This window comes from Actinomadura sp. BRA 177, from assembly GCF_013372625.1.
In the GTDB taxonomy this organism is placed as follows: Bacteria; Actinomycetota; Actinomycetes; order Streptosporangiales; family Streptosporangiaceae; genus Spirillospora.
Genome location: NZ_JABXFD010000377.1, coordinates 1 through 17377, shown reverse-complemented (window position 1 = coordinate 17377; position 17377 = coordinate 1). Strand labels below are relative to the sequence as shown.

The window sequence follows — 17377 nt, the reverse complement described above, 5'->3', positions numbered from 1 at the left end:
CCGATCGGGGTAGGCAAAACCGTTCCTAAGCAGTGTCCAGGAGTGAGTCTTGGACCCACGGCCCGGTACTGCGCGCATCCCGAACGGTGTTGGATGCGCTGGTCCCCCGCGTTCGTCCAACTTGGCCCGCCCGGCGGGGCGCATCGTGTGCGCGGTCCGTGGCAGGTTGGCGGGTTCCCTCACGCCCGCGGGTGCCCGGTCGGGCCTGGGCGGTCCGATGCCCCTGCTCATCGCTCCGGTGGGCAGGGGGCGGTGCCGTCCGTCGCCGGACCGGGTGCCCTTGGGCGCGTCGCCCGATCGCGATGCTCGCCGCATCGTGCCGGGTGGTCGTACGATTCTTGGACGTGAGCGGCTGCTGCCAGTGCTGGGCGCCCCACTTGCTGGTGTAGGCGGGGTCGACGGCGACGATCGCGATACCGGTCTGGCCGGCCATCGAGGTCAGCCGGGCCCGCAGCCGCCCGATCGGCATCCCGCAGATCAACTGCCGGAACTTCTTGCGGCGGCCGTGCTTCTCCCTCGTCTTCTCTCCAGCGAAGTCCAGGTCCTCGACCGCGATGGCGCGCACACCCGAGTCCTGCGCCCAGTGCAGGAGCCGGGTGAGGGCGTGCCGGACCTGGGCGTCACGATGGCCGGACGGGCCGCTCAGGTCGTAGCCGAACCGGCGCGGATCACCGATGGGGTTGCCGTGCCGGTCGAGGCGCCAGGCGGCCAGGTGATCGGCGTTTGTGTCCACCCCGATCACCCCGCCGGCCAGCGCAGCGGCCATCGGGACGGCTGGTGATCTGGGGATCTGCCAGGAGGCGGTGAGGTACCAGCGGCCCCGGCCCACATCCAGATGGACGCGATAGGCCACCGCCCGGTTCGCCTGCACCCGGTCGGCCCACTCGGTACCCCGGTGCGCGAACCGCACCCGGGCGGCCAAGACGTACCGGCCGTGCGGGGCGTTGGCCAACTCCGCCAGCGGGCCCGGAAGCCGAATGAACACCTCACCGTCGGGGGTGACGCGGATGGTCTCGTTGCCGTAACGCTTGCCCGACTCCCCGTCGGCCTGGCAGAACCAGCGTCCGGCCTCCCACCGCGTCCGCCACTTCCGCTCGCTCATCCCGGCCTCATCGAGATTGTGCCGGGTACGGGCCAGCCGCTTACCGCCCCGCACTACGCGCACCACCCCCGCCTCGAAGTCGGCGCGCTCGGCCGCCAGCCGATCTTGCAGGATGCGCAGCCGGCGGGACTTGGCGAACCACTCCCGCCGGGACCGGTACCCGCCCGGTACCCGCTTGGTGCCCTTCTGGCCGATCGGTAGCGCCAACCGGCACTCGATGGTCCGCACGCCCGCTTCCAGGGACCGCAGGTGGGCCACCTGGCAGCGGCGGGCCAGCGCCCACTGGTCATGGGACGCCTTGGTGATCGACCCAGCCCACCGTGCCGACGACTCGCCCGTCAACTCCCGCTTGCGCGCCGCCCACGTATCCGCACCATGCTCCAGGCCATCCGCGCAACGCGCCTTCAAATCACGGGCCGCCAGCGAACCCAGATGCGCCCCCACCGCCCGCAGCACCCGCTCATCGGTGCCGGTCAGGCCCGCGAGACGAGTACGGACCGCGACCCCGCGCGGGCCCGCCGCCACGAACGGTGGCGCGACCGCACGCAATTCACCAGCCGCACCCTCGCCACCGGGCACGGCCCCGGGTCCGGGGTCGGGTTCGTGGCCGTGATCACGGGGGCTGCGGCAGGTGGCCTCGACGGCCCCGCAACCGGAAGCAGATCGCGACATGGCCAATACTTTAAGTGACCATCACTCGAACGCGCAATCGACTGGCAAATCCTGTGAGCCACGCCCACAAACTAACCCCGGCTCGGCGGGGAGCCACACCCGCCGACCTGCCACCGCAAGCCCGCCCGCACAATGCACGAACACGTCCGACCGCCCGCAGACACTCATGAACGCTCAAACAGCAACAGTTCAAACCCCACCACGGCTGGGCCCCGCCGTCGCCACGGACCCCGGCGGACGACTAGAGTCGCCCCCGGTGCGCCGGGAAGTCTGGTCGGCAGGTCCCGATATCCGCATGCCGACCGGGAGGCTTTGTGCAGGCCACCGCCGCGATCGTCATCTTCGTCGCCGCGTACGTGATGATCGCGTCGGAGAAGGTGCACCGGACGGCGGTGGCGCTCGGCGGCGCGGGCCTGATGCTGCTGCTGCACATCACCGACGCGCACGGAGCCTTCTTCTCCTCCGAGTCCGGGATCGACTGGAACGTCATCTTCCTGCTGCTCGGGATGATGGTGATCGTCTCGGTGCTGCGGCGCACCGGCGTGTTCGAGTACGTGGCGATCTGGGCCGCCAAGCGCGCGCGGGGACGCCCCTACCGGCTGATGGTCATGCTGGTCGTGCTGACGGCCTCGGCGTCCGCGCTGCTCGACAACGTCACCACCGTCCTGCTGATCGCGCCCGTCACGTTCCTCGTCTGCGAGCGGCTCGCGCTGCAGCCCGAGCCGTACCTGATCGCCGAGGTCATGGCGTCCAACATCGGCGGCACCGCGACCCTCGTCGGCGACCCGCCCAACATCATCATCGCCAGCCGGGGCGGGCTGTCGTTCAACGACTTCCTCGTCCACCTGGCGCCGCTGGTCGTGGTGCTGATCGTCGTGTTCTGCCTGCTCTGCCGGTGGCTGTTCCGCTCGGCGTTCCGCTACGACCCCGATCGCGCGGCCGAGGTGATGGCGCTGGAGGAGCGGGAGGCCATCACCGACCGGCGGCTGCTCGCGCAGGGCCTCGGCGTCCTCGCCATCGTGATCGCGGCGTTCGTGCTGCACCCCGTCCTGCACTACGAGCCGTCCGTGGTCGCGCTGCTCGGCGCCGGGCTGCTCGTCGCGGCGACCAGGGTGACCACCGAGGAGGCGCTCAGCGAGGTCGAATGGCCCACGCTGGTGTTCTTCGCCGGCCTGTTCGTCATGGTGGGCGGGCTCGTCGAGACCGGCGTCATCGGCGACATCTCCAAGGCCGCCGCCGACGCCACCGAGGGACGCCTCGGGGTCGCCACGATGCTGCTGCTGTGGGCGTCGGCCGTGCTGTCGGCGATCGTGGACAACATCCCCTACGTCGCGACGATGAGCCCGATCGTCGCCGACCTCGTCCAGCAGCATCCCGGCGACCAGGGGCACGTCCTGTGGTGGGCGCTCGCCCTCGGCGCCGACCTCGGCGGCAACGCCACCGCCATCGGCGCCAGCGCCAACGTGGTCGTGCTCGGCATCGCCGCCCGCAACGGCACCCCGATCAGCTTCTGGCGCTTCACCCGCTACGGCCTGGTCGTCACCTTCGTCACGGTCGCGCTCGCGACGCCGTACCTGTGGCTCCGCTACCTGTAGCCCTACCTGGGCAGGTCCCGGTGCCGCAGCGCCGCGTGCCCGGCCACGGTCCCCGCGATGACCAGCACGACCAGCAGGACGGCACCGACGATGACGGCCGCCGTCCGGGCCGGCTCGGCGGCCGCCGCGACCACGCCTCCCACCGCCAGCGCGACACCCCCGCCGATCATCCACGGCTGGGCGGCCCGGTGCACGATCAGCCACGACTCGTCGTCGGCCTTGCTGCGGGCGGTGCGGATCCCGACCAGGTTGTTGCGCCCGATACGGCCGGTGGCGGTGAGCCTCCCGACGACCACGACCAGCACACCCGCCGCGACCAGGATCAGCCCCGTGGCGATGTTCACGGCCTCTCACTCCCCTTCTCTGCCTGACGACCATGGTCCCGCTTCCGTCGACCGTCCGGCGATCGGCCAGGATGAGGGGCATGGACGAGGTACCGGAGGACTGGGAACGGGCCCTGGCCATCGTCGCGCACCCCGACGACCTGGAGTACGGGTGCTCGACGGCGATCGCCAAGTGGACCGCGCAGGGCAAGACGGTGACGGAGGTGCTCGCCACCCGCGGCGAGGCCGGGATCGACTCGATGGACCCCGGCGAGGTCCGCCGCGTCCGCAGCGCCGAGCAGGTCGAGGCGGCGCGGCGGGTCGGCGTCGGCACCGTCGAGTTCCTGGACCTGCCGGACGGCATGCTGGAGTACGGGCTGCCGCTGCGGCGCGCGCTCGCCGCCGCGATCCGCCGGCACCGGCCCGAGGTCGTCCTGTCGATCAACTTCCGGGAGGGCTTCCCCGGCGGCGGCTTCAACATGGCCGACCACCGGGTCCTCGGGCTCGCCGTCGCGGACGCGATCAGGGACGCCGCCAACCGGTGGGTGTTCCGCGACCTCGCCCTCGACCCGTGGCAGGGCGTCCGGTTCGCGCTGTTCGGCGGGTCGCCGCAGGCCACGCACTACGTGGACGTCACCGGCCACCTGCGGGCCGGGATCGACTCGCTGCTCGCGCACGAGGTCTACTTCGCGAACCTCGGCGCGGACTTCGACGCCGCGGAGTTCCTCACGGGCATGGCGGAGCCGGCCGGACGCGCCGCCGGCGTCCAGCACGCGATGACGTTCGAGATGATCGAGAGCTAGCGGCGGGCGTTCGGCCGCTTGCCCTTGTTGTGCTTGCTCCGCTTGCGGGCACGGCGTTTGCGCGTCTTCTTCGACATGTCCCGATTGACCACCCGGACGGGCGGTCAAGGCAAGGGATCGGCCGGGGCGCCGGAAGGCGAAACCCGCCCGGCCGCACGTCCGAAAAGGCGTGCGGCACGGGCGGGCCGGATGCCGCGGGTCAGCGGACCTCGGTGATCTCCGGGCCGCGCTCGAACGGGTCGAAGGTCTCCACGGCCTCCTCGTCCTCGTCCTGCCCGGCCTCGCTGAACTCCTTGGGGATCTGCAGCTCCAGCAGGTCGCGGGGCGGCATCGGCGCGTCGCCGCGGACGACGACCACGCCGCGCAGCACGTCCTCCAGGACCTGCCACTGCTCCTCGTCCTCGATCGCGGCGCCCTGCACCACGGCCTGCAGGAACCAGCGGGGGCCGTCCACACCGAGGAAGCGGATGATCTGCGGCGCCCAGCCCTGCTCGACGAACTCGGCCGGGATCTGCTCGCGGACCTCCGGCGGCATCTCCGCGAGGACCTCCTCGGTCAGCGCCGCCGGGACCATCGCCAGCAGCTCGGGACCGAACGGGCCCTCGCCCTCCTGGGTCTGGCCCTGCGCCTCCTCCGTGATGTCCCGGGCGGTCTCACGGCGCACGTCGTCCCAGATGCCGCTGCGCTTCGGCGCGGCGAACACCTGGAGCTGCATGGCGCTCTCCTCGTACTGCACCAGCACGGCGACGGGCCGCCCGTCCAGCGGGTTGCCCTCCTCGTCCACCTGGGTGGCCTCGAAGTTCACCTGGAAACCCAGCCCCGGCGCGACCGGCACCTGCAGGGCCCCGAAGTCGAGCCGCTGCAGCTCGGGGAAGGAGTCCTCGGAGTCCCACGGGCCGCCCTCGACCGACTCCGCCTTGGCGGGGGCCTCTTCGGCGTCCTCCACCGGCTCCTCGATCGCCTCGGGACCCTTCTCGGGCTCCTCGGCTGGCCGGCGACGTCCAAAAGCCACGACTCACACTCCTTCTCGACTGTGCTCATTGTTCCCGAAGACACGCGTACCAGCGAAACCGCCTGTGGAGCCGAATCCATCGGTTCCGCGCGCCGCTCCGGGAAGGTCGGCGACCTCGTGGAAGACCGCCCGTTCCACCCGCTGCACGACCATCTGCGCGATGCGGTCTCCGCGCCGCAGCGTCACCGCGGCGCGGGGGTCGGTGTTCAGCAGGGTCACCTTGATCTCACCCCGATAGCCGGCGTCGACCGTACCGGGTGCGTTGACTATGGTCACTCCCAACTTAGCGCCCAATCCGGACCGGGGGTGAATGAAAGCGGCGTAGCCGTCCGGCAGCGCGATCGCGATGCCGGTCGGGACGACGGCGCGCTCCCCCGGCGGCAGCTCGACGTCCACGGCCGCGACCAGATCGGCGCCCGCGTCGCCCGCGTGCGCGTACGCGGGCAGCGGCAGCCCGGGATCGAGCCGCCGGATCAGCACATCGACGTCGCTCACGCATTCCACCTCAGCGCGTACCTGCCGGGAAGTCCGGCAGTTGACCCTACCCGTTCCGGGCCGTGACCACTTCCGGAAGGTTTGGCCCCGAAGTGTTGAATTACGCGTAGCGTCACCTCTGTTACCTGCGGTGCTGCTGTGGGAAATCCGTCCCACAGAAAGGGGGCGGGGATGGGCGCGCCTGAACGCAAGGTCACCCACCGGTCGCTCGACGGCGTGCGGGTCCGGCTCACCGGCGTCCACGACCTCGGGCGCCCGTGCACGTCGGTCGCGCGGATCGCCGACCGCGGGCGGCTGCACGAGATCTCCAGCGGTACCCGCGCGGACGCGCTGGCCTGGGCCGAGGACATCGGCGTCGCGCGCTTCGAGCAGGAGTTCCGCATCCAGGGCGGGCGGCTGCGGGTGGGCCGGACGGCGACCCGCGACGGCGACACCGGGACGAGCGACCCCGTCCTCGCCGCCGTCTGGGAGGGACGCCGGCACGCGGTGTTCACGCACCTCTACCACGGGCGCCCGGCGGACGCGGTGGCGTTCTTCGACACCGTCCGGCTGACCGAGCACGAGGACGGCATCACCGCCGTCCCGCGCGGCCGGGCCCGGCGCCCCGAGTCGGCCGAGATGGTCAAGGAGGTCCCGGGCCTCGGGCTCCTGGAGATCACCGCGCTGACCACGCAGACGCGGAAGCGGCTGCCGTCGTGGCGCGGCGCGTCGATCGCGGGCGGCGAGCTGTTCCAGGACACCGTCGGGGGCCAGGGCCCCTACTTCCTGCTCGCGCTGAAGTCGCTGCTGGTGACCGTGCTACCGGAGGAGGACCGGGTGCGCGAGGTCCCGCGGCGGCTCGCCGGGCTGGCGGTCGAGGCGGTCCGGTGACCGGCCTGCTCGCCGGGATCGCCGCGGTCGCGGTCCCGCTGGTCCTGCTGGCATCGGTGGTCGGCCAGGTCAGGCACCCCCGCGCGCTGGCCGCCGCGCTGCGGGCGCACCGGGTGTTCCCGCGCCGGTCCGCCGCCGCCCTGGCGGTCACGGTGATCGCCGTGGAGGCGCTGACCGGGCTGGGCGGCGCGGCGGCGCTGCTGCGCTGGCTGGACGGCCCGATGCGTGCGGCCTCCTGGGCGGCGGCCGTGCTGCTGGCCCTCTACGCCCTCTACGGGACGTTCGTGTCCCGCACCCGGACGGGCGTCCCGTGCGGGTGCGCGGGCGACGGCACGCCGATGACCGGCTGGGTCGCCGGACGCGCCGCCGCGCTCGCCCTGCTCGCCCTCACCGGCGCGCTGCACGGCCTTCCGGCCGGTTCGACCGCATACGAGATGTTCATCGCCGTCGCGGCGGGGCTGGGGTTCGCGGTGCTCCTCTGGACGCTCCCCCGCGCACTGCTCACGGAGAGGAGGACGGCCGGATGAGCTTCCAGAACAGCGCGCTGCTGCTGTCGTGGGTCGCGATCCTGCTGCTCGCCCTGGTCGTCGCCGGTCTCGTCCGGCAGGTCCACGCGCTGGGCCAGGGGGCGCCCCGGACGGCCGGGCTCGGCCCCGCGCCCGGCACGCCCGCGCCCGCGTTCGACCGGCTCGGGCCGGGGCTGCTGCTCTTCCTGGACCGCGACTGCGGCGTCTGCACCGACGTGCTGGCCGCCGCGGAAGGGCCGCTGCACGCGATCTTCGCGGGGCCGCCGCCGGACGGCGCGTCCCGTCCGGGCGTGACCGTGCTGACCGGCGAGCAGGACGGCCTGTTCGCCGACTACCGCGTCCCCGCCACCCCGTTCGCCGTGCTCGTCGGCGCGGACGGACGCGTGCGGGCCGCGCAGCCCGTGGGCTCCCCGGAAGCCCTCCATGAGCTGACCCTGGAGGCGGTCCAATGATCGAGCTGGAGGACATCCCGCCGCTGCGCGGGCCGCGTCCCGCCGGGGCCCGGCGCATCCGGCGGCGTCCCGTCCCGCCGGACGAACCGAGGTTTCGGCCGGTGCGGCGCAGCGTCCTGACCGGCCTCGCCGCCGCGGGCGCCACCGCCGGGCTGAAGGCGCTCGGCGTGTTCCCGCCCGCCCGGGAGGCACTGTCGTCCGGCTTCCAGCTGGTCGGCTACTACGACATTTACCCGCGCTGCCCCTCGTACGCGGCCAACCACAACTGCTCCCCCGGCTGCGGGCCGAGCTACGTGTGCAGCTGGTGCTGCCGGACGAGCGGCAAGTACAAGGGCTTCCACAAATCCGGCGTTTCCGACCCGGGCCGCTACAAACTGCGCCCCAACCAGTGCTATGGCGGCGGCTACGACGGCTGGCTCTGGGCCTACACCAAGAGCTGCGGCAAATGCAAGAAGGGCGTCACCTGGCGCTGCCACGACGGCTGGAAGAAATCAAAGAAGGGCAACTGGTACAAGACCATCTGCCGTAAAGCGATGGCGTGCAAGGACTGACCGCCCGGCGGCGCCTGACCGACCCGCTCCTCCCGGTCGCCGCCCTCGCCCTGCTCGCGATCGCGGCGGCCGCCCTGAACGCCACCGTCCTGTGCTGGTCGTCCATCGGCGCGCTCGCCGGCTTCTCGCTGTCGGGCAGCGTTTGAACACGCAACAGCGAATCCGTGCTGTTCTCGCCAGGTTGGCGAGCCCCCGTACGGCAGGGCGAAGTCCTGGCCGTCTTCACCTTCGGCCTCCTCCTCGGAGGCACCCTGAGCGCCACGGCGATCTGGCTGCTCTCCGGCCTCACCGCCCCACTCCCGCCAGCGGCCCGCACATGGACGATCCTGGCGGTCGCCGCTCTGGGCGTGGCCCGCGAATTCGGCCTGATCAACCTCCCCCTGCCCCAGAACGCCCGCCAGATCCCGCCCGAAGTCCTCCAAACCAACCTGCGCCGCGGCACCCTTCAGTTCGGCTTCGAACTAGGCACCGGCGTCCGCACCTACGTCCCCGCCACGGCCCCGTACGTCCTGGCCCTGGCGCTCCTTCTCGCCCACGAGAGCCTCCTGATCACCCTCCTCACCGGCGCGGCCTTCGCCCTGGGCCGCGCCCTGAGCGCCACCCTCACCTACCTGGCCCGAGACGACCACCGAGACGCCGCCATAGCCACCCGAATGCCCATAACGAAGACCACCACCGCCGTCATCTCTCTTTCCGCCCTCGCCCTCCTGCTCATATGACACTGCAACGCATGGACCACGATGAGCGAGAGCGGCTGGAAGAGTTGATCGCGGCCTTCGAAACCGAGAACGGCCCGATCGATCCGGCCGGGGTCGAGGCGAAGCTCGCGATCATGGATGCCGTCGACGCGGAACGTGGACGGGTGGCAGACTGAGCTTCCGTCCGTCTTGCTGGGAAGGGTCGTTCGCCGTGTGGTCGCTGGTGGTGTTCCTCGTGCTGCGGGGATTCGCCGTGGCCGAGTGGGCGCCGGGGCAGCCGGCGTTGCTGGTGCTCGCCGCCGTCACCGTGGCGGGGCTGCTGGTACTGGCCGCCGTGCGGGTCGGCGCGGCGCGGCGGGGGCAGCGGGCGGCGCTGGCGCGGGTGCGGACGACCCTGCGGGAACGGACGTTGCGCACCGCCTTCCTGCCGCAGCGGGATCCGGACGCGGCGGGGCGTCCCCGTCCGAGAGCACCTGGAACGGAGATCGCGGCCGCCTGAGCGCGGCCGGGACGTATCCGATCTCCTCTCGTTCCGGAAGGTTCTCTCATGTTCGATGTTCCTGTTTCGATCGCCGCTGCCCTGGTCACGGGGCTGGCGGACGTCCTGCACCCGGTCGCCGGCGACCTCGCGACGGCGCTGGCGATCGTGCTCTTCACCGCGGCCGTGCGGCTGGTCCTGGTTCCGCTGTCGGTCGCGGCGGCCAAGGGCGAGCGGGCGCGGACGCGGCTGATGCCCAAGGTCCAGGCGCTGCAAAAGAGGCACGCGAAGAATCCCGAGCGGCTGAAGCGGGAGATGGCGGCGCTCTACGAGGCGGAAGGCGCCACGCCGGTCGCGGGGTTCCTGCCGATGTTCGCGCAGGTGCCGTTCTTCATGGTCACGTACCGGCTGTTCATGTCCGCGACCGTGGCGGGACACCAGAATCTGCTGCTCGCGCACACGTTGCTCGCGGCGCCGCTGGGGCAGAACTGGATCGGCGTGCTGGGCGGAGGTCTGTTCTCGCCGCCGTCGCTGGTGTTCATCGGGCTGTTCGTCCTGCTGGGCGCGGTGGCCGTGTGGTCGTCGCGGCGGGTCACCGCCGAGGGGCCGATGGGCGCGGTGGCGCGGGTGATTCCGTTCGGGACGGTCGTCTTCGCGGCGTTCGTACCGCTGGCGGCGGGGTTGTACCTGCTGACGTCGGGGGCGTGGGCGGCGGTGGAGCGGGCGGTGCTGCAGCGCAGGATCGTGAGCGTCGGCTGATTCCCCTTGACGGCGTCGCCGGTGTCTCGGTTCGATAGAAACCGAACCAGATTCTGGACGCGAGGCGGTGCGCAGTGACGACGACGGTGCCGGAGACCGGCAGGCTGAGCGTGTCGGACCTGGCCTTCTGGGCCCTGCCGCAGGAGCGGCGGCTGGCCGAGTTCGCCGGGCTCCGGCAGCGCGAGCATCCCGCGTTCTTCCCCGAGCTGAAGCTGCCGTTCGTCAAGCAGGGCCCCGGCTTCTACGCGCTGGCCAGGCACGCCGACGTCGTCGAGGCCAGCCGGACGCCGCAGGTCTTCAGCAGTGAGCCGTGCTCCAACAGCATCGCCGACATGCCCGAGTACCTGGCCCGGTACTTCGGGTCGATGATCAACATGGACGACCCGCGGCACGCCAAGATCCGCAAGATCGTGTCGCGGGCGTTCACCCCCCGCGTCCTGGCGAAGATGGAGACCGACCTGCAGGCCGCGGCGACGCGGATCGTGGACGACCTGATCGCCAAGGGCTCGGCCGACTTCGTCAGCGACGTCGCGGCGCGGCTCCCGCTCCAGGTCATCTGCGACATGATGGGCATCCCCGAGCCCGTCCGCCCGATGGTGTACGAGCGGACGAACATCATCCTGGGCCTCGGCGACCCCGAGTTCAGCGGCGGCAAGGACTACACCCGCGACGGCATCACCCGCCTCGGCGCGCTGTACGGGCTCCTCAAGGTGATGGTCGCCGGGTACGAGCTGAACCACCTGGCGATGAAGCTGGCCCGGCGGCGCCGCCGGCATCCCGGCGACGACCTGGTGTCCGCGCTGATCTCGGCCGAGGTGGACGGGGAGCGGCTGACCGACCAGGAGATCGGCTCGTTCTTCATCCTGCTCGTGGTCGCCGGGAACGAGACGACGCGGAACGCGATGTCGCACGGCCTCAAGCTGTTCACCGACAACCCCGAGCAGCGCGCCCTGCTGCTGGAGGACTTCGACGCGCACATGCCGGGCGCCGTCGAGGAGATCGTCCGGATGGCGACGCCGGTCATCCAGTTCCGCCGGACGCTGACGCGCGACCACGAGATGAACGGCCACCAGTACCGCGCGGGCGACAAGGTCCTGCTGTTCTACAACTCCGCCAACCGGGACGAGGCGGTCTTCGAGAACCCGGACGTCTTCGACATCACCCGCTCCCCCAACCCGCACGTCGGCTTCGGCGGTCCCGGCCCGCACTTCTGCCTAGGCGCGAATCTGGCCCGCCGCGAGATCACCGTGATGTTCCGCGAGCTGTTCACCCGCGTCCCGGACATCCGCGCCACCGGCGAGCCCGACCGGCTGTTCTCCAGCTTCATCAACGGCATCAAGCACCTGCCCTGCACGTTCTGAGCAGGGCAGGCGCCCGGGCCGTCAGGTGGACGGCGCCAACTCGACGTCGACGGTGAGGTCGGCGGGGGCGGCCTCCAGCGTGAGGTCGGCGATGCGTCCCGCGGCGGCCAGATCCGGCCGCGCGATGTGCGTGACCTCTGCGCCGCGAACCACGGCGCGGGACACGTCGGCGCGCATCGACGCCTTCGCCTCCGACTTCGCCTTGCGGACCTGGCGGAGCGCCTCACCCGTCGCCGCGAGGACGGCCGGGTCGCCGCCCACCGGCAGTTCGGCGGCCGACGGCCACGACGCGGCGTGCACCGATCCGTGCCGCCACCACGACCAGACCTCTTCGGTCACGAACGGCAGGACGGGCGCGAACAGGCGCAGCAGCACCGACAGCGCCGTCCGCAGCGCGGCCCGTGCCGACTGCGCCTCCGGGCCGTCCCCGTAGGCGCGGACCTTGACGAGTTCCAGGTAGTCGTCGCAGAACTCCCAGAAGAACCGCTCCGTGCGCTCCAAGGCACGCGCGTAGTCGTAGCCCTCGAACGCGTCGGTCGCCTCCTGGACGACACCGGACAGCGCCGCCAGCATCGCCCTGTCGAGCGGCTCGGTGACCGAAGCGTCGGCCTCCACTGTGTTTTCTGTGCCTGCGAGCCCTCGGCCTTCACGCGTGCGCCCTTCGTTCCTCAGTGCGCCCGCGTCCTCACCCAGGCCGAGGACGAACTTGGAGGCGTTGAGGATCTTGATGGCGAGGCGCCGGCCGACCTTGATCTGGCCGGTGTCGAACGCGGTGTCGGTGCCGGGGCGCCCGCTCGCCGCCCAGTAGCGGAGGGCGTCGGAGCCGTACTCGCGCAGCAGGTCGATCGGGGTGACGACGTTGCCCTTGGTCTTCGACATCTTCTTGCGGTCCGGGTCGAGGATCCAGCCGGACAGCGCGGTGCCCGTCCACGGCAGCGAGCCCTGCTCCAGATGCGCGCGGACGACCGTGGAGAACAGCCACGTCCGGATGATGTCGTGCGCCTGCGGACGCAGGTCGTAGGGGAAGACGCGGCCGAACAGGTCGGTGTCGCGCTCCCAGCCGCCCGCGATCTGCGGGGTCAGCGACGACGTCGCCCAGGTGTCCATCACGTCGGGGTCGCCGATGAAGCCGCCGGGTTCGCCGCGCCGCTCCTCGGTGAAGCCCGGCGGGACGTCCGACGACGGGTCGACCGGCAGCGCGTCCTCGGACGGGACGATCGGCCGGTCGTAGCGCGGCTCCCCCGCGTCGTCCAGCGGGTACCAGACGGGGATCGGCACGCCGAAGAACCGCTGCCGGGAGATCAGCCAGTCGCCGTTCAGGCCCTCGACCCAGTTCTCGTAGCGGGCCCGCATGTAGCCGGGGTACCACTCCAGCTCGCGGCCGCGCGCGAGGAGCTCCGCGCGGACGCCCTCGTCGCGGCCGCCGTTGCGGATGTACCACTGCCGGGTGGTGACGATCTCCAGGGGCTTGCTGCCCTTCTCGTAGAACTTCACCGGCCGGCTGATCTTGCGCGGCTCGCCGTCCAGGTCGCCGGACTCGCGCAGCAGCTCGGCGACGCGCTCCTTGGCGGAGAAGACCGTCTTGCCCGCCAGCTCCGCGTACGGCTCCGCGGCGACGCCCGCGGGCGGGTCGGCGGCCAGGCGCCCGTCCCAGTCGACGATCGCGCGGGTGGGCAGGGCCAGCTCGCGCCACCAGGTGACGTCCGTGACGTCGCCGAACGTGCAGATCATCGCGATGCCGGAACCCTTGTCGGGCTCGGCGAGGCGGTGCGCGACGACCGGGACCTCGACGCCGAACAGCGGCGTGCGGACGGTCGTCCCGAACAGCTCCTGGTAACGCTCGTCGTCGGGGTGCGCGACCAGCGCGACGCACGCGGGCAGCAGCTCCGGCCGCGTCGTCTCGATGTAGACGGGACGCTCGTCGCCGTGGAACCGGATCCGGTAGAACGCGCCGGGGTGCTCGCGGTCCTCCAGCTCGGCCTGCGCGACGGCCGTGCGGAACGTCACGTCCCACAGCGTCGGCGCCTCCGAGACGTACGCCTCACCGCGCGCAAGGTTGCGCAGGAAAGCGCGCTGGGACGCCGTCCGGGAGACGTGCCCGATGGTCGTGTAGAGGTGGTTCCAGTCGACCGAGAGGCCGACCTGGCGCCACATCTCCTCGAACGCCTTCTCGTCGACCTCGGTAAGCCGTTCGCACAGCTCGATGAAGTTGCGCCGGGAAATCGGCTGCTGCCGTTTCGGGTCCGGCTTGGCCGGCGGCTCGAAGTCCGGGTCGTAGGGAAGGGACGGATCGCACCGGACGCCGAAATGGTTCTGCACGCGGCGCTCGGTCGGCAGGCCGTTATCGTCCCACCCCATCGGGTAGAAGACCGCGCGACCGCGCATGCGGTGGAACCGCGCGACGGTGTCGGTGTGGGTATAGGAGAAGACGTGTCCGACGTGGAGGGATCCGCTCACGGTGGGCGGCGGGGTGTCGATCGAGTAGACCTCGGCGCGCGGCCGGGTGCGGTCGAAGCGGTAGACGCCCCCGTCCTCCCAGGCGCGTACCCACTTCTCCTCCAGGCCGTCCAGGGAGGGCTTCGGAGGGACGTGCGGAGTACGCGGCTGCTCTGTCATGGGGCCAATGGTATTGACATCGGCACGGGCCGCACGCCATTTGCCGAGGCCGACGCGACGACCGCCTCCGCCGCCGGGGGCGGGCCGTTCCGGTAGCGTCGGAGACGACAGACGAGTGGAGGACGAATATGGCGGATAAGGGCGACATCGGCTGGCGGGTGATGGCCGGCGCCGCGGCGTTCGCGGGCGGGTTCGTCGCGAAGAAGGCCATCACGATGATCTGGAAGAAGAGCACGGGCAAGGAGCCCCCGACGAACCCCGAGTCGCCGGACGTCGACCTGGCCGAGGCGGTCGGGTGGGCCGTGGTGATGGGCGTCGGCATGGAGCTGGCCCGGCTGCTCGCCACCCGCGCCGTGGCGCACCAGTACGCCAAGGGCACCGGCGAACTCCCGGCCCACCTGAAGACCAGCGCCTGACCGCCGCGCCGTCGCGGCCGTCCGGCCCGGTCAGGGCTTGAGGCCGCGGCGGCGGTGGTCGCCGGGGAGCGGGGGCGTGGTCCCGGCGGCCGCGCGCAGGTCGTTGCGGACCTTCATGGCCAGGGCCTTGGTCGCGGAGCGGTTGAGGGCGGCGCCGGCGGCGGCACCGGTGAGGAACGGGCCCATGGTGCTCATGCTCCGGCCGAAGGTGCGCAGCATCCGCTTGCGCAGGGCCGCCTTGGCGGCGGTGCCGAGGGCGCTCGTGATCGACCCGGTCTCCAGCGGGTTGATGCCGCGCTGCCGGGCCCAGGACGTGACGAACGCGGCGCCGCGGGCGGTCCCGGTCCCCTGGACGCGCACCCCGTACACCTCGTGCAGTTCGGCGATCATCTTGACCTCGATGGCCGCGACGACGAGCGTCTCGGCGGCCAGCTGCGCGGGGGCCGTCAGCAGCAGCGGCGGGGCGGTGAACTGCACGGCGGCCAGTGCGCCGCCCGCCGCGCCGACGGCGGTCGTGCCGTTGCCGGCCACCTTGACGAGCCGGTCGGCGAGCGCCTCGCCCATCAGCCCGTGGTGGTGGGCCTGCAGCGTCTCCAGGTCGCGGATCGGGATGTGCGGCGCGGCCTCGACGAGCAGGTCGGCCAGCCACCTGCCGCGGCCGATCCCCGCGGCCCCCACCTTGCGGGCGCTCTGGCCGAGCAGTCCGGCCAGTCGCCCGAGCAGGCGGCCGCGGGTCTCGCGGTCCATGTCCTCGTCGGCGGTGAGCCGTCCGATCAGCTCACCGAGCTCCGTGGAGCCGTCGCCACGCGCCGGCTCCACCTCGTCATGACGTTTCTCGATCTCTCCCGACACCCGGCGGCCACTCCCGGTCAGGCGGCGCACTCGCGGCAGATCGGCTGGCCGTTCTTCTCGCCGGCCAGCTGGCTGCGGTGGTGCACCAGGAAGCAGCGCGTGCAGGTGAACTCGTCGGCCTGCCGCGGAACCACCCGGAAGGTGAGCTCCTCGTTGGACAGGTCGGCGCCGGGCAGCTCGGCAACCTCACCGGCGTCCAGGTCCTCGTCGATGATGCTGGCGGCCTTGTCGGCCCGCCGGGCCTGGAGCTCCTGGAGGCTGTCCTCGCTGAGATCGTCGTCGGTCTTGCGTGGGCTGTCGTAGTCGGTCGCCATCTTCTATCTCCATCCCCCTCAGTGCTTTATGCGCCCCGTCGCGCGGATCTAACGCTCAAGGGACCGTTCTTGTGCCCGATCCGGGCGGGAAATTCTGTCACGGTTGGTGACCTGCGACACACAAGGCGCGACCGTTCCCACGAGTGACACCCGTCACCCGGATCTTTCCTCGTACTGTGTCTTCCGTCACATACCCGGCACGCGCCGGCGGCCCGGTTCCCGGGCCGCGGCAACCTGCCGGAGTTCCCGCGGCGGCGGGGATCATATCGGTCCCGGCGGCGTTGCGCGCGCCGACCGGCGCGGCGCGCCGCGACTCGTGCGGGACGTCCCGGCGGACGCGCGGCGGCGCGGCCTCGATCGGCGGCCTCGATCGGCCGCCGGAAGAGCGAACCAGACTGATCGGTGAAACGTCTGAACTAACGCGATATCGTGCCCGCCTGAGAGGTGGGGGGCGGGCCCCCCGCGGAGGTTCATCCGGCGGTGCGTCGACGACGCCGGGACGGGGCCCGCGGTGGGTCCGGCGCACACTGTCGCGCACATCACTGCGGGTCAATGGAGGGTCAGATGCCGGATGCCGCTCCGCTGGAGCCGGGCGATCCCAGGGCACTCGGACAGTACGAGGTCATCGGACGCCTCGGCGCCGGGGGTCAGGGCGCCGTCTTCCTGGGCAAGGCGCCCGGGGGCGAGTACGTCGCGGTCAAGCTGCTGCACGCGCAGATGGCCAACGACCCGGCCGCGCGTGCCCGCTTCACCCGTGAGGTGAGCGCGGCGCAGAAGGTCGAGCCCTTCTGCACGGCGCGGGTGCTGGAGGCCGACGTCCACGGCGACCAGCCGTACGTCGTCAGCGAGTTCATCGACGGGCCGTCCCTGCACGACGTGGTCGCGCACGACGGGCCGCGCAGCGCCGAGGAGCTGGAGCGGCTCGCGATCGGCACCGCGACCGCGCTCGCCGCGATCCACGAGGCCGGGATCGTGCACCGCGACTTCAAGCCGAACAACGTGATGCTGGCGTCCGACGGCCCGCGCGTCGTCGACTTCGGCATCGCCCGGACGGTCAACTCGCAGGAGAGCGCGGTCACCGCCACCGGGATGGTGGTCGGCACGCCCGGCTACCTGGCGCCGGAGCAGCTGACCGGCGCGCCGCTCACCCCGGCGGTCGACATCTTCGCCTGGGGCGCGACCATGGTGTTCGCCGCCACCGGGCAGTCGCCGTTCGAGGCGGACACGCTGCCGGTCATCATCAACCGGATCCTCAACGAGGAGCCGGACCTGTCGGCGCTGCCCGCGGGCCCGCTGCGCGACCTGATCGGGCGCTGCCTGTCCAAGGACGCGGGCCTGCGCCCGCCCGCCCCGCAGCTGCTGCTGAACCTGCTCGGGGCCGTCGGCGCCGCGCCCGCGGGGCAGGCCGCCGGGCAGGAGGAGCTGCTCAACCAGGGCACCCGGATCGCCTCGCAGCTGCCGCCGCCGCCCCCGGTCCCGCC

Annotated in this window: 21 protein-coding genes; 14 read left to right on the top strand and 7 right to left on the bottom strand. The window is 72.0% G+C overall.

Annotation, left to right across the window (positions count from 1 at the left end; all coding sequences use genetic code 11):
- Nucleotides 1-25: 25 nt before the first annotated feature.
- Nucleotides 26-1651, bottom strand: coding sequence for a transposase (locus tag HUX53_RS21680; protein WP_217919724.1), 1626 nt, complete (start codon nt 1649-1651; stop codon nt 26-28).
- A gap of 437 nt (nt 1652-2088) precedes the next feature.
- Between HUX53_RS21680 and HUX53_RS21675 the strand changes: the two genes are divergently transcribed.
- Nucleotides 2089-3369: an ArsB/NhaD family transporter gene (locus HUX53_RS21675; RefSeq protein ID WP_309237357.1), complete on the top strand. Its 1281-nt coding sequence runs from the start codon at nt 2089-2091 to the stop codon at nt 3367-3369.
- A 2-nt stretch (nt 3370-3371) separates the two neighbouring features.
- On the opposite strand, the gene HUX53_RS21670 is transcribed toward HUX53_RS21675, so the two are convergent.
- Entirely contained in the window at nt 3372-3713 is a 342-nt protein-coding gene (locus HUX53_RS21670; protein ID WP_176405049.1) for an SdpI family protein, read from the bottom strand.
- Between the two features lie 80 nt (nt 3714-3793).
- Between HUX53_RS21670 and HUX53_RS21665 the strand changes: the two genes are divergently transcribed.
- On the top strand, nt 3794-4495 hold the full coding sequence (locus HUX53_RS21665) for a PIG-L deacetylase family protein (RefSeq protein ID WP_255205487.1): 702 nt from the start codon (nt 3794-3796) through the stop codon (nt 4493-4495).
- A 199-nt stretch (nt 4496-4694) separates the two neighbouring features.
- Here HUX53_RS21665 and HUX53_RS21660 read toward each other — a convergent pair whose 3' ends face one another.
- Both HUX53_RS21660 and dut read right to left on the bottom strand, forming a co-directional pair.
- Nucleotides 4695-5507 carry a DUF3710 domain-containing protein gene (locus HUX53_RS21660; protein ID WP_176405047.1) on the bottom strand — a complete coding sequence of 271 codons (813 nt, stop codon included), beginning with the start codon at nt 5505-5507 and terminating at the stop codon, nt 4695-4697.
- Between the two features lie 3 nt (nt 5508-5510).
- The gene (gene dut / locus HUX53_RS21655) at nt 5511-6002 is read right to left on the bottom strand and encodes a dUTP diphosphatase (RefSeq protein WP_176405046.1); all 492 of its coding nucleotides are present in this window, start codon (nt 6000-6002) and stop codon (nt 5511-5513) included.
- Between the two features lie 171 nt (nt 6003-6173).
- Here dut and HUX53_RS21650 point away from each other — a divergent pair, with 171 nt between their 5' ends.
- The 10 genes from HUX53_RS21650 to HUX53_RS21605 all read left to right on the top strand — a co-directional run bounded on the left by HUX53_RS21650 (nt 6174) and on the right by HUX53_RS21605 (nt 11698).
- Nucleotides 6174-6872, top strand: a complete 699-nt coding sequence (locus HUX53_RS21650; RefSeq protein WP_176405045.1) for a hypothetical protein — start codon at nt 6174-6176, stop codon at nt 6870-6872.
- A complete protein-coding gene (locus HUX53_RS21645) occupies nt 6869-7399 on the top strand; it encodes a MauE/DoxX family redox-associated membrane protein (protein WP_176405044.1) in 531 nt (176 codons plus the stop codon). The genes HUX53_RS21650 and HUX53_RS21645 overlap by 4 nt, the downstream gene beginning before the upstream one ends.
- Entirely contained in the window at nt 7396-7851 is a 456-nt protein-coding gene (locus tag HUX53_RS21640) for a hypothetical protein (RefSeq protein WP_176405043.1), read from the top strand. Before HUX53_RS21645 ends, HUX53_RS21640 begins: the two co-directional genes overlap by 4 nt.
- Nucleotides 7848-8402 carry a hypothetical protein gene (locus tag HUX53_RS21635; protein WP_176405042.1) on the top strand — a complete coding sequence of 185 codons (555 nt, stop codon included), beginning with the start codon at nt 7848-7850 and terminating at the stop codon, nt 8400-8402. The genes HUX53_RS21640 and HUX53_RS21635 overlap by 4 nt, the downstream gene beginning before the upstream one ends.
- A complete protein-coding gene (locus tag HUX53_RS21630; RefSeq protein WP_176405041.1) occupies nt 8390-8548 on the top strand; it encodes a hypothetical protein in 159 nt (52 codons plus the stop codon). The genes HUX53_RS21635 and HUX53_RS21630 overlap by 13 nt, the downstream gene beginning before the upstream one ends.
- A gap of 18 nt (nt 8549-8566) precedes the next feature.
- Nucleotides 8567-9121: a hypothetical protein gene (locus tag HUX53_RS21625; protein WP_176405040.1), complete on the top strand. Its 555-nt coding sequence runs from the start codon at nt 8567-8569 to the stop codon at nt 9119-9121.
- Nucleotides 9122-9132: 11 nt separating this feature from the next.
- Nucleotides 9133-9276 (top strand): hypothetical protein, encoded by a 144-nt coding sequence (locus tag HUX53_RS21620; RefSeq protein WP_176405039.1) that lies wholly within the window; start codon nt 9133-9135, stop codon nt 9274-9276.
- A gap of 35 nt (nt 9277-9311) precedes the next feature.
- Nucleotides 9312-9599, top strand: coding sequence for a DUF6412 domain-containing protein (locus HUX53_RS21615; protein ID WP_217919723.1), 288 nt, complete (start codon nt 9312-9314; stop codon nt 9597-9599).
- Nucleotides 9600-9647: 48 nt separating this feature from the next.
- Complete coding sequence (locus HUX53_RS21610) at nt 9648-10337, top strand: membrane protein insertase YidC (protein WP_176405038.1); 690 nt, start codon at nt 9648-9650, stop codon at nt 10335-10337.
- Nucleotides 10338-10411: 74 nt separating this feature from the next.
- The gene (locus HUX53_RS21605) at nt 10412-11698 is read left to right on the top strand and encodes a cytochrome P450 (RefSeq protein WP_176405037.1); all 1287 of its coding nucleotides are present in this window, start codon (nt 10412-10414) and stop codon (nt 11696-11698) included.
- A gap of 21 nt (nt 11699-11719) precedes the next feature.
- On the opposite strand, the gene valS is transcribed toward HUX53_RS21605, so the two are convergent.
- The gene (valS, locus tag HUX53_RS21600; protein WP_176405036.1) at nt 11720-14314 is read right to left on the bottom strand and encodes a valine--tRNA ligase; all 2595 of its coding nucleotides are present in this window, start codon (nt 14312-14314) and stop codon (nt 11720-11722) included.
- Between the two features lie 128 nt (nt 14315-14442).
- Between valS and HUX53_RS21595 the strand changes: the two genes are divergently transcribed.
- Nucleotides 14443-14730 (top strand): DUF4235 domain-containing protein, encoded by a 288-nt coding sequence (locus HUX53_RS21595; RefSeq protein ID WP_176405035.1) that lies wholly within the window; start codon nt 14443-14445, stop codon nt 14728-14730.
- A 30-nt stretch (nt 14731-14760) separates the two neighbouring features.
- Here HUX53_RS21595 and HUX53_RS21590 read toward each other — a convergent pair whose 3' ends face one another.
- On the bottom strand, nt 14761-15549 hold the full coding sequence (locus HUX53_RS21590) for a hypothetical protein (protein ID WP_176405034.1): 789 nt from the start codon (nt 15547-15549) through the stop codon (nt 14761-14763).
- Nucleotides 15550-15599: 50 nt separating this feature from the next.
- Nucleotides 15600-15896 (bottom strand): DUF4193 domain-containing protein, encoded by a 297-nt coding sequence (locus tag HUX53_RS21585; RefSeq protein ID WP_067488409.1) that lies wholly within the window; start codon nt 15894-15896, stop codon nt 15600-15602.
- 564 nt (nt 15897-16460) lie between these two features.
- Here HUX53_RS21585 and HUX53_RS21580 point away from each other — a divergent pair.
- A partial coding sequence (locus HUX53_RS21580) for a serine/threonine-protein kinase (RefSeq protein WP_176405033.1) occupies nt 16461-17377 on the top strand: 917 nt, incomplete at its 3' end.